Source organism: Pantoea pleuroti (assembly GCF_014156615.1).
Lineage (GTDB): Bacteria > Pseudomonadota > Gammaproteobacteria > Enterobacterales > Enterobacteriaceae > Pantoea > Pantoea agglomerans.
Map to the genome: position 1 here is coordinate 142,647 of NZ_SBFD01000004.1, position 12,330 is coordinate 154,976.

9 protein-coding genes are annotated in these 12,330 nt (G+C 58.8%); all 9 read left to right on the plus strand.

Going from position 1 to position 12,330, the window contains the following annotated elements; all coding sequences use genetic code 11:
* Nucleotides 1–1,293, plus strand: coding sequence for a lysine N(6)-hydroxylase/L-ornithine N(5)-oxygenase family protein (locus tag EPG66_RS11420; RefSeq protein ID WP_039389956.1), 1,293 nt, complete (start codon nucleotides 1–3; stop codon nucleotides 1,291–1,293).
* A gap of 1 nt (nucleotide 1,294) precedes the next feature.
* A complete protein-coding gene (locus EPG66_RS11425; protein ID WP_182686862.1) occupies nucleotides 1,295–3,649 on the plus strand; it encodes a GNAT family N-acetyltransferase in 2,355 nt (784 codons plus the stop codon).
* A gap of 77 nt (nucleotides 3,650–3,726) precedes the next feature.
* On the plus strand, nucleotides 3,727–4,953 hold the full coding sequence (locus tag EPG66_RS11430) for an MFS transporter (protein WP_182686864.1): 1,227 nt from the start codon (nucleotides 3,727–3,729) through the stop codon (nucleotides 4,951–4,953).
* A gap of 223 nt (nucleotides 4,954–5,176) precedes the next feature.
* A complete protein-coding gene (locus EPG66_RS11435; RefSeq protein ID WP_182686866.1) occupies nucleotides 5,177–6,811 on the plus strand; it encodes a TIGR04028 family ABC transporter substrate-binding protein in 1,635 nt (544 codons plus the stop codon).
* 12 nt (nucleotides 6,812–6,823) lie between these two features.
* A complete protein-coding gene (locus EPG66_RS11440) occupies nucleotides 6,824–7,765 on the plus strand; it encodes an ABC transporter permease (RefSeq protein WP_069026764.1) in 942 nt (313 codons plus the stop codon).
* On the plus strand, nucleotides 7,762–8,613 hold the full coding sequence (locus EPG66_RS11445; protein ID WP_069026765.1) for an ABC transporter permease: 852 nt from the start codon (nucleotides 7,762–7,764) through the stop codon (nucleotides 8,611–8,613). Before EPG66_RS11440 ends, EPG66_RS11445 begins: the two co-directional genes overlap by 4 nt.
* Nucleotides 8,610–10,229, plus strand: coding sequence for a dipeptide ABC transporter ATP-binding protein (locus EPG66_RS11450; RefSeq protein WP_182686868.1), 1,620 nt, complete (start codon nucleotides 8,610–8,612; stop codon nucleotides 10,227–10,229). Before EPG66_RS11445 ends, EPG66_RS11450 begins: the two co-directional genes overlap by 4 nt.
* Nucleotides 10,226–11,233, plus strand: a complete 1,008-nt coding sequence (locus EPG66_RS11455; protein ID WP_182686870.1) for a putative FMN-dependent luciferase-like monooxygenase — start codon at nucleotides 10,226–10,228, stop codon at nucleotides 11,231–11,233. The genes EPG66_RS11450 and EPG66_RS11455 overlap by 4 nt, the downstream gene beginning before the upstream one ends.
* The gene (locus EPG66_RS11460) at nucleotides 11,230–12,330 is read left to right on the plus strand and encodes an alkylhydroperoxidase domain protein (RefSeq protein WP_182686872.1); all 1,101 of its coding nucleotides are present in this window, start codon (nucleotides 11,230–11,232) and stop codon (nucleotides 12,328–12,330) included. Before EPG66_RS11455 ends, EPG66_RS11460 begins: the two co-directional genes overlap by 4 nt.

Below are 12,330 nucleotides of genomic sequence, written 5' to 3' on the forward strand. Positions count from 1 at the left end.
ATGAATAATTCCGTTTACGATTTTATTGGTATCGGTATCGGTCCTTTTAACCTGAGCCTGGCCTGTCTGAGTGAGCCGGTTGAGGGGCTGAACGGTCTTTTCCTGGATGAGAACCCGGGCTTTGACTGGCACACCGGCATGATGCTGGAAAATGCCCATCTGCAGACGCCGTTTATGGCCGATCTGGTGACGCTCGCCGATCCGACCAGCCCTTACAGCCTGCTTAACTACATGAAGGAAAAGGGGAAATTATACTCTTTTTATATCCGCGAAGACTTCTTCCTGATGCGCAAAGAGTATAATCAGTACTGCCAGTGGGCCAGTTCACGGCTCTCTAATCTGCGCTGGAACAGCCACGTTGAGTATGTCAGCTACGATGAGACGGCTGGCGTCTATCAACTCCAGGTGACCGACACCCGGAATGGCCAGAAACAGAACTATCTGGCACGACATCTGATCCTCGGCACCGGGCCTAAAGCCTGGATGCCGGAGTGCAGCCAGCCGCACCGCCAGCGCCTGACGCACTCAAGCCACTATCTGGTCAACAAAGCCGAACTGCAGCAGAAGCGTTCCATCACCGTGCTGGGCAGCGGCCAGAGCGCGGCAGAAATCTACTACGACCTGCTGACCGATATCGACCGCTTTGGCTATCAGCTCAACTGGATCACCCGCGCGCCGCGCTTCTATCCGCTGGAGTACACCAAGCTCACGCTGGAGATGACCTCGCCGGAATGGGTCGACTATTTCCACGCGCTGCCCGCCAGCACCCGGGACGAACTGAATGCGCGCCACAAGAATCTCTACAAAGGCATCAACAGCAGCCTGATTAACGACATTTATGACCTGATGTATGTCAAACAGCTCGACGGCGATCTGAACGTTAACCTGTTTACTCACTCGGCGCTGACCGCTATGCGCTGGCTGCCACAGGGAGAGTTCGAGCTGACGCTGCATCAGGAGGAGCAGGATTGCACCTTCACCCGTCGCACCGAAGGACTGGTGATGGCGACCGGCTATCACTACCAGCCACCGATGTTTTTAGAGGGCATCAACGCCCGCCTGCGCTGGGATGACAAAGGCCGCTACGACGTGCAGCGCAACTACAGTATCGATTATCACAATCAGATCTTCGTGCAGAACGCCGAACTGCACACCCACGGTTTTGTTACGCCGGATCTCGGCATGGCCTGCTACCGCAACTCGGTGCTGCTGCGCGAACTGACAGGACGCGAGGTCTACCCGATCGAGCGTCAGATTGCCTTCCAGACCTTCCCGGCTAAATCGGAGCACTGAGATGAGTTCACAAACACTGTTCAGCGCCGCCCGCCCCGCAGGCCAGTTCACCCTGAGGCCCATGCTCGCCAGCGATGCGCCGCTGGTTCATAGCTGGGTCACCCGCGATTACGCCCGCTTCTGGGGCATGCAGCAGCAGAGCCTGAATCAGGTCGCTGAGTTCTATCAGACGCTGACTGCAGCCGATCCCCATGCTGCGCTGATTGGTTGCTGCAACGACCAGCCGGTCTGCCTGATTGAGTGCTATCGCGCCAGCGACGATGAGGTCGGCAAGTTTTATCCTGCCGCACCCGATGATTACGGCATGCATATTCTGATTGCCCCCGCCAGCCAGCCGATCAGAGCCTTCAGCTGGCAGGTCTTCACGCTGGTGATGGACTACATGTTCAGCCGCCCCGAGGTGCGCCGCGTGGTGGTAGAGCCAGATGTGCGCAATGAGAAGATTCACGTGCTGAATAAGCGTGCCGGGTTCCGCTATCAGCACACCATCGACATGGGTCATAAAACCGCCTGGCTGGCCTTTTGCCAGCGGGAAGATTATCAACACGCGTTACTGCAGGAGTCGCAGACTATGAACACCCCCTCTTCTCTGATGAACGGTACACATCTGACGGGCGACCAATGGGCGCAGGCAAACCGCATGCTGATCCGGAAAGCGATTGCCGAGTTCGCGCATGAGAAAATCATTACGCCACAGGAGTCGGGCGACGGCAGCTATCAGCTTGCGGTGCCAGGCGGTGAAGCGAGCTACCATTTCCGGGCGTCGCGGCTGGCGCTGGATCACTGGGAAATCGACGACGGCTCACTACGCAAGCAGGAGAACGGTCGTGATCTGCCGCTGGATGCGTTGAAGTTTATCGTGGAGTTTAACGGGGAGATCGGTATTACACAGGCACTGCTGGCGACCTACATGGAAGAGATCAGCAGCACGCTGTGCAGCAGCGTTTATAAGCTGCAGAAGAATAATCCTGACAGCCAGGCGCTGGTCTCAGCCGATTTCCAGACGGTGGAAGCGGCGATGACCGAAGGCCATCCCTGCTTTGTTGCCAACAACGGGCGTATTGGCTTCGATGCCCATGATTATCTGGCGTATGCGCCCGAGGCCGCTGCGCCCGTTCACCTCATCTGGGTCGCGGTTCATCGCCGCAACGCCCATTTCTCCAGCCTCAGCGAGCTGAGCTATGAGCAGTTGATGCGTGATGAACTGGGCGATACCACCCTGGAGCAGTTTAATGCGCAGCTGGAGAATAAAGGGCTGGCGGTTGAGGAGTATATCCTGATGCCGGTGCATCCGTGGCAGTGGCAGAATAAGCTGCTGACCGTGTTTGCGGCGGACATCGCCAGTCACGATATTGTTTATCTCGGCACCGGAGACGATGCTTACCAGGCACAGCAGTCGATCCGCACCTTCTTTAACCGCAGCCAGCCCGCGAAACGCTACGTGAAAACCGCCCTGTCGGTGCTGAACATGGGCTTTATGCGCGGTCTGTCGCCCTACTATATGGCGACAACGCCCGCGATAAACGGCTGGCTGGAACAACTGGTTGCTGGCGATGCGTGGCTGAATCGCTGTGATTTCCGCATCCTGCGCGAAGTCGCGGCGGTCGGCTATCACAACCGCTACTATGAGCAGGCGATCAAAGGCGACTCCGCCTATAAAAAGATGTTCGCAGCGCTGTGGCGGGATAATCCTGCGGCCAGCCTGCAACCCGGCCAGCGCCTGATGACCATGGCCTCTTTCCTGCATGTCGATCACCAGCAGCAGGCACTGCTGCCTGCGCTGATAGCGGATTCTGGTTTGCCCGCGAAGCAGTGGATAGAACGCTACCTGACCTGCTATCTCAGCCCGCTGCTGCACTGCTTCTATCAGCATGACCTGGTGTTTATGCCGCACGGTGAAAACCTCATCATGCTGCTGGAGAACAACGTGCCGGTCAGTGCATACATGAAGGATATCGGCGAAGAGATCGCCGTGATGAATCCGGATGCGGTGCTGCCGGAAGGCGTGCAGCGTCTGGCGGTGGATGTGCCGGAGAACCTGAAGCTGCTCTCAATCTTCACCGATGTGTTTGACTGCATCTTCCGCTTTATCAGCGCGATCCTGCATCAGTCAGGAACGTTGCCGGAGGAAGAGTTCTGGCAGGCGGTGGCGCAGTGCGTGAAAGATTACCAGCAGGCGCACCCGGAGCATGCCACTAAGTTCGCGCGCTATGACATGTTCGCGCCGGAGTTTACCCGCTCTTGCCTGAACCGCCTGCAGCTGGCGAATAATCAGCAGATGATAAACCTCGCCGATCCCGCTGAGAACCTCAAGTTCGCCGGAACGCTGATTAACCCGATCGCCCGCTGGCAATAAGCGTTACACCGTCACGCTGAAATTATGCGGTCAGCCTGGTGGCCGCTTTTTTAATGGCTTTATCGCAGGTATCCGTAATGGCTTTTTTCGAACCGGTCGCGCAACTGACCCGACGACATCTGATCTTTCCGCTGTCGCTGGTGTTGTTTGAGTTCGCCACCTATATCGCTCACGACATGATCCAGCCCGGTATGCTGCTGGTGACTCAGGAATTTAAGGTCGGGCCGGAGTGGGTCTCTACTTCGCTCACCGCCTATCTGGCCGGTGGCATTATGCTGCAATGGCTGCTTGGCCCCCTCTCTGACCGCATCGGGCGGCGTCCGGTGCTGCTCAGCGGCGTGGCCTTTTTTATGCTCTCGTGTGTGGCGACGCACTGGGTGCAAAGCATTGAGCAGTTCGTCCTGCTGCGTTTTTTGCAGGGCGTCAGCCTCTGTTTTATTGGCGCGGTAGGCTACGCGGCGGTGCAGGAGGCCTTTACGGAATCGCTCAGCATCAAAATGATGGCGCTGATGGCCAACGTCGCCCTGCTGGCCCCGCTGGCCGGTCCGCTGGCGGGCGCGGCTTTTCTTACCGTAGGTGAATGGCGCACCCTGTTCTGGCTGATTGGCGCTGTCGCGGCGCTGGCGCTGGCGGGTCTGTGGTTTGCGATGCCCGAAACCGCAGGCGACCGGCAGAAACCGCTGTCGCTGCGATCGATTATCAGCGGTTACGCGGCGTTGCTGAAGGATCGTCAGGTGATGCGTGGCTCGCTGGCCATAGGGCTGGTCACCGTGCCCTGCATCGCCTGGGTCGCGTTGTCGCCGGTGATTTTAATTCACGATGCGGGACTCAGCCGCATCGACTATGCGTTATTACAGCTGCCGGTCTTCGCCGCCATGATTGCGGGCAACCTGACGCTGGGACGCTTATCCAGCCGTCTGCCCATTGAACAGCCGTTACGGCTCGGGGCCTGGCCGGTGGTCTGCGGGCTGGCAATCGCAGTCACCGCTACCGTGCTAAATCCGCAAAGCTATCTGTGGCTGACTGCCGGAATTAGCCTCTACGGCTTCGGCACCGGGCTGGTCAGCGCCGGACTCTATCGCATGACGCTCTTTTCCAGCAGCGCCGGAAAAGGCAGCGTGGCGGCGATGCTCGGCATGGTGAGTATTCTGATTATTGCGCTGGGCATTGAAGCAGCCAAAACCGCCTATTTTAGTTACGGCACCGGCGGCTTCAGTGTGGTGAACCTGATCTGCGGTCTGCTGTGGCTGGTTCTGGTCAGCACTTTTCTGCGTGCAGGCCAGCGGAAATTGTGCGCGGAATAGCGTTCCCTGATTAATCCGCTGTTTGCCGTTGATAAAATATTACCCGGCAGGATGGCAGAAATTTATTTGCCATCCTGCAACTGAAATAAAGAGATTACATCCCACCCAATCCCGCATTTATTTTTTTCAGATAAGCTTTGACCAAATCGTTACTTTATCTGTGTGTTGCGTCATTCGATGATGATTCCGCCTGCTGAGGCAATTGATAACAAAGGAATTCACCATGAAGACGTTATTTCCCCTTAAACCACGCGCACAAACGCTGGTTTTTACTTTACTTGCCGGGACTCTGACCTTTAACGCGGTGGCTACACCGGTCAAAGGCGGTACGCTGATTTATCTTGAACAGCAGGCACATACCAACCTCTATCCGCCTGCCGGCGGCTTTTACCCTAATGGCGGCATTCTCAATCAGATTACCGATAAATTAACCTGGCAGAATCCCGAAACGCTGCAGGTTGAACCCTGGATTGCGGAAAGCTGGACTACCAACGCAGACAAAACCGAATACACCTTTAAATTACGGCCTGGCGTGACTTTTTCCGATGGCACACCATTAGATGCGAACGCGGTGGCGAAAAACTTTGATACCTACGGGCTGGGAAATAAAGCGCTGCGCCTGCCGGTATCGGAAGTGATTAATAACTATGAACGCAGCGAAGTGATCGACCCGCTGACGGTGAAATTCTATTTCAAAAAACCCTCGCCCGGATTTTTACAGGGCACCGCCACCATTGGCTCTGGCCTGGTCTCGCTGAGTACCCTGGCGCGCAGTTTCGATCAGCTGGGCGATGCCCGTCACATTATCGGCTCAGGCCCGTTTGTGGTCAGTGATGAGAAGCTCGGTCGGGAAGTGGATCTGGTGGCACGTAAAGATTATCAGTGGGGACCGAAAAACATTCAGCAGCAAGGTCCGGCCAATCTGGATGCGATAAAAGTGATCGTGACGCCGGAAGACAGCGTGCGCATTGGTGCACTGCTGGCGGGTCAGGCAGGCCTGATCCGTCAGGTGCAGGCCTACGATGAGAAGCAGGCTAAAGATCAGAACTTCCCGGTTTATGCCGCGCCGACCCGTGGCGTAAACGACAGCCTCAGCTTCCGTCCGGATAATCCGCTGGTCAGCGATATTCGGGTGCGTCAGGCGCTGCTACACGCCACCAATGCGAAACAGGTGGTTGAGACGCTCTTCTCGCCGAACTATCCGCAGGCAACCTCGGTCGTGGCGACCACCGCCGCCGGCTACGTCAATCTGGCGGACAAACTCACTTTTGATCTGGCAAAAGCGAAGGTATTGCTGGACCAGGCGGGCTGGCAACCCGGTGCCGATGGCATCCGTGAAAAAGCAGGCCAGCGACTGGCACTAACCGTCTATGAATCACTGCCGCAGCCGCAAAACAAAGAGGTGCTGCAACTGGTGGCACAGCAGTGGCGCCAGGCGGGCGTCGCCCTCAGCGTTAAAGCGGGCGATGCCGGCAGCAAAACGCTGGATAACCTCGATCCCCTTAAGACCCCGCTGAACGTCACCGAAGTCGGCCGTGCCGATCCCGACGTGATCAAAAGCAGTTTCTACCCGGCTAACCGCGACAACCTGCTGCAGAAAGGCGGCTCCAGCGACAAAGTGAAAAACTTCCGCGATGACAAGCTGAACCAGCTGCTGGTTGCGATCTCCGCTGAAGTTGACCCGGCAAAACGGTTACAGCTGACCGGTGACGTTCAGCGTTATCTGCTGGACCAGGCCTATGTGATTCCGATCTTCGAAGAGCCGCAGGTCTATGCCGGTGCGCCCTGGCTGAAAGGGGTCAGTTTTGAAGCAGTGGGCCGTCCGGCGCTCTATAGCGCCTGGCTGGAAAAACAGTAACCGGAGGTGAGGATGCGTCATTATCTGCTGCAACGCGCTGGTCTGGGTATATTGGTCCTGTGGGCCGCGTTTACCCTGTCGTTTGTGCTGCTACAGGTGCTGCCAGGCGATGCGGTCCTGATCAAGTTTCAGAATCCGGATCTCGGCCTGAGTCCGCAGCAGATTGCTGAGATGCGTCAGGCCTATGGCGCGGACAGCCCGCTGTGGCAGCAATATCTGCACACGCTGGCGGCGATGCTGCACGGCGACTTCGGCTATTCGGTGCAGGCGGGCGTGCCGGTCAGTGAACTGCTGACCAGCAATCTGCCTGGCACGCTGCGACTGGCTCTGTGCGGCTTTTTGCTGGCGACACTGCTGGCATTCGTGCTGGCGACACTGTCGCGGCTGCCTGCCCTGCGCGGCCTGCGTAATCTGCTGCAGTCACTGCCCGCGCTTTTTATCTCAGTGCCAACCTTCTGGCTCGGCATAGCCCTGATTCAGCTCTTCTCATTCCAGCTGCGCTGGATCCCGGTGATCAATCCCTCACCGTGGCAGGGACTGATTCTGCCCATCATTACGGTCGCCGTTCCGATCTCAGCGCCACTGGCACAGATTCTTTTGCGCAGCATCGATGAGGTTTCAACCCGGCCTTTTGTGGCGGTGGCGCGCGCCAAAGGGGCCAGCGAGCACTCTGTGCTGTGGCGGCACATCCTGCGCAACGCCATGCTGCCGGTGCTCACCGTGGCAGGCCTGCTGCTGGGAGAACTGATTGCCGGTGCGCTGATTACCGAAACGGTGTTTGGCCTGGGTGGTCTCGGTCAGTTAACGCAGCAGGCGGTGAATAATCAGGATGTGGCGGTATTGCAGGCGGTGGTGATGATCTCTGCGCTGGGTTTTGTGGTGATCAACCTGCTGGTGGATCTGCTGATGCCGCTGTTTGACCCGCGCTTACAGCTGTTACGAGGTGCAACATGAGTCTGGTTGATTACGCTGCCGCGCGGCAACCCGTGGCGGCAAAGAGGCGCACTTTACGGTTTTCGCCGGGCCTGTGGCTCGCCGTTTCAGTCATGCTGCTGGCCGTACTGGCGGCCCTGTTCCCGGCCCTCTTTACCCAGGCCAGCCCGATTGAAGGCGTTGCGGGTGCACAGCGACTCGCACCGCAGGCCGGACACTGGCTCGGCACCGATCAGCTCGGCCGCGATCTCTTTGCCCGCATCATTTACGGCGCGTCCCATTCGCTCTCCGCCGCCGTCATGGCGGTGGCGATCGGACTGCTGGCAGGTACCGCGCTGGGTCTGGTGGCAGGGGCTATCGGTGGCAAAACTGAATCAATTGTGATGCGCGCAGTGGATGTCCTGCTGGCGATTCCGGCGCTGCTGCTCTCTCTGAGCGTGCTGATTTTGCTCGGCTTCGGCACCCTGAATGCCGCATTAGCAGTGGGCATTGCCTCCATCGCCAGCTTCGCCCGACTGGCACGCGCCGAAGTGGTGCGCATCCGTCACAGTGAGTATGTCGAAGCGGCTTACGGCAGCGGCGGCCGCTTTTTCAGCGTGTTGTGGCGTCACATTCTTCCCAATGCGCTGACGCCGGTGATCGCCTATGCCGCCCTGCAATTTGGTCAGGCGATTCTGGCGCTCTCGACTCTGAGTTTCCTCGGCTACGGCACCCCGCCGCCAGTGCCGGAATGGGGGCTGTTAATCGCTGAAGGGCGTAATTATCTGGCTACCGCCTGGTGGCTGACCACTTTTCCTGGTGTGGTGGTGGTCGCTGTGGTGCTCGCAGCCAACCGCATCAGCCAGCAACTTTCAGGAGGACGCCAATGAGCGCTCAGCCGTTACTCGTGGTCAACAATCTGACGCTAAGCTATCGCAGCGGCAACCGTTGGCAGCCGGTGGTACATAACGTCAGCTTCGAGCTGAACGCCGGAGAGATGGTGGCGCTGGTCGGGGAGTCCGGCTCCGGTAAAACCACCACCGCACAGGCGATAATGGGTCTGATGGCGGAAAATGGCCGCCGCGAAGGTGGCGAAATCCTGCTCAACGGCGTGGATATCAGTCAGTGGTCGCAAAAGCGTTTCGATACCCTGCGCGGTGCGCGCATCAGTCTGGTACCGCAGGATCCCGGTAATTCCCTGAACCCGGTGAAAACGGTCGGCGAACAGGTGGAAGAGATCCTGCGACTGCACCTGAAATTACCGTCAGCGCAGCGCCAGCAGCGGGTGATTGACCTGCTGACGCGCGTCGGCCTCAGCCATCCGGAACAGCGGGTTAAGCAGTATCCGCATCAGCTGTCGGGCGGCATGAAGCAGCGGGTATTGATCGCCATTGCCCTCGCCCTGCAGCCGGAGATCATCATTGCGGATGAGCCGACCAGCGCGCTGGATGTCACGGTGCAAAAGCGCATTCTCGATCTGCTGGACAACCTGCGGCAGGAATCCCGCACCGCCGTGCTGTTTGTCACCCACGACCTGACGCTGACGGCGCAACGCGCAGATCGTATTATCGTGTTTCGTCACGGCGAGATTCAGGAATCGGGCCGCACTGAACAGGTTATCAGCGCGCCTGCTCATCCTTATACCCGTCAGTTACTGAATGATGCGGCACCGCAGCGACCCGCCAGAGTTAAATCTGCAACCGCCCGTTTTTCTGCCCCCGCCATCCGGGCAACCGGCGTGATGAAAAGCTTTTCGCTGGGCAAACAGCAGCGTCTGCAGGCACTGAACCAGGTCAGCTTTCAGGTGGCGCGCGGCACCACGCATGCCCTGGTAGGCGAATCCGGCTCCGGCAAAACCACGCTGGCGCGCATCGTTATGGGTTTTGAAACCGCCGACAGCGGCGAGGTGACGATGGATGGCATCGTGGTCAACGGATTACGCGGCGAGGCGCTGCGTCAGCTGCGGCGGAAGATCCAGTTTGTCTATCAGAACCCATTTGCCTCGCTCGATCCGGGTCAGACGCTGTATGCAATTATCGAAGAGCCACTGCGTAATTTTGAGCGGCTGAGCCGCAGTCAGCGCCGTGAGCGCGTGGAAGCGATAACCACGCGGGTGGCGCTGCCGCTCTCACTGCTGTCACGTCATCCTCACGAACTGTCCGGCGGTCAGCGGCAGCGTGTGGCTCTTGCGCGGGCGCTAATCTGCAAGCCGGAAATTCTGGTACTGGATGAGGCGACCTCGGCGCTGGATGTCACGGTGCAGGCGCAAATCCTCGACCTGTTGCAGCAGCTCCAGGCCGAACTGGGTCTGACCTATCTGTTTATCACGCACGACCTGGCAACGGTGCGGCAGATTGCCGACAGCGTCACGGTGTTACAAGCGGGCGAAGTCGCAGAGCAAGGTGACGTTGTCACGATTTTCAGTTCGCCACAGCATCCTTATACCCGGGAATTAATGGCTGCCATTCCTCCGCTTATTCCCTTAACCCACAAGGAGTCAGCATGAGCCGACGTCTCGGATTTTTTACCCGGCTGCTGGATAAGGTGCCGGCGAAACAGCGCTATCAGCTGGCCACCGAACAGATTCAGCATGCCGAACGCTGCGGATTTGATAATGCGTGGATTGCTCAGCACCATTTTCATCAGGATGAGGGGGGTCTGCCGTCGCCGCTGCTCTTCCTGGCGCATGTCGCCGCGCAGACCCGCACCATCCGGCTCGGCACCGCCATCATCACCCTGCCGATGGAGAATGCGCTGCGGGTGGCTGAAGATGCCGCAGTACTGGATCTGCTGGCAGATGGGCGGCTGGAGATCGGGCTGGGCTCCGGTGGCACGCCGGATTCGTTTTTGCCGTTTGGTCTGACCTTTGCCGAGCGCGGTGAAGCTTTTGCCGACCATCTGCATACGCTGCTCAGCGCCTGGCGCGGGGATTCACTGGGGCATCCTGATAATCATCTCTATCCCGCCGCGCCGCAGCTTGCCGGACGGGTGTGGATCGCCACCTTCTCGGTTGAGGGCGCAATCCGTGCCGCTAAGGGCGGCCATGGCCTGATGCTGTCCCGCACCCAGCCGCGCCCGGCGGGCCAGCCTGAGCTGCCGCTGGATGCATTGCAGAATCCGCTGATCGATGCCTATCTTGCGGCACTTCCTGCGGGAACCCCTCCGCGCATCCTCGCCTCCCGTACCGCATTCGTGGCCGATTCTGACCGCTATGCCCGTCAGGTAGCTGAACCGGGAATTCGTCAGCAGGCTGCGCAGTATCGTGGTGAATTACGCGGTGAACGCTTTGATGACCTGCTGGCGCAGTTTGATGCCCATGTTGGCGGCATCGATCAGGTGCAGCACTCGCTGGCGCAGGACAGTGCACTGGCGCGTGTCACCGACATCTCATTTCAGGTGCATTCGGTTGAGCCTTCGCATGCCGACACGCTGCGCTCGATTGAACTGATTGCCCAACATCTTGCGCCCGCGCTTCGTGCCGCTGGCGAACCTCACAGGAGAATTTCATGAATCAACCTGACGATTTGATCGCCACACTGGCAGATATCGATCCCGATTCCGAACTGGCCCATGCGCGCCAGACACGTCACGCCGCCACACAACATGCTCAGGGTAGCTACACCCTGTTGTTTAGCCAGGGTGATGAGGATTTTCCGCTGGCGGAGCGCCGTCTGCTGGCCGCACAGGTTGCCGGCTGGCATGCACAACCCGGCCTGCAGGCGCACTACCAGCCACAGGAGAGTCTGGCCGGGAGTGATCGGATCAACGCGGCACAGGCTTTTGCCCATCGCCTGACCTTTGAGCCGGTTACTGCTGCTCCCGCGCATCTGGAGGCTTTGAAACAGGCGGGCTGGAGCCTGCGCGGCATTGTCACACTGGCACAGCTGGTGGCGTTTGTCAGTTTTCAGAGCCGGTTGCTGGCGGGTCTGCGCAGCTTACAGGGCGATGAGGCACCGGATGAGGTTGCCCCGGTAGTCGCCGGTCACTGGCACGAGGCCTTACATACCGCCAGCGGCAAAACTGCCCTGACCGCGTTTATGCAACAGGAACTCGGCTGGGAGCCCTGGCTGCCGGCAAAACCGCTGTCGGAATTCAGCGAGGAAGAGCAGGCGACACTGGCAAAATTCGGTCACACCGACTCCGACTATTTTCGCCTGCTGGCGCGCAATCTGCCACTGCTGGAGCAACGTACCCTGACCGATAAAGGCATTTTTTATACCGCAGGAGGGTTGCCACGTGCCGAGCGCGAACTGGCTGCCACCGTGGTGAGTAAGATTAACGGCTGTATTTACTGCGCCTCAGTCCATGCGCGTAAAGCCAGCCAGCTCTCAAAGCAGGATGAAGCGGTACAGAAGCTGCTGAACGTCGCACCCGGCGCAGTACTATCTCACGGACACGCCGCGCGCTGGCAGGCGATCATCGCATTCTCAGCAGCGCTGTCGCTGACCCCTGCCCAGCCGACACAGTCGCAGCTCTCTGCACTGCGTGAACAGGGTCTCGATACGCTCGCCCTGCTCGATCTGATTCAATCAACCGCCTTTTTTGCCTGGGCTAATCGCCTGATGCTGACGCTGGGCGAACCTTTTCTGCCGGAACAACAGGGATAA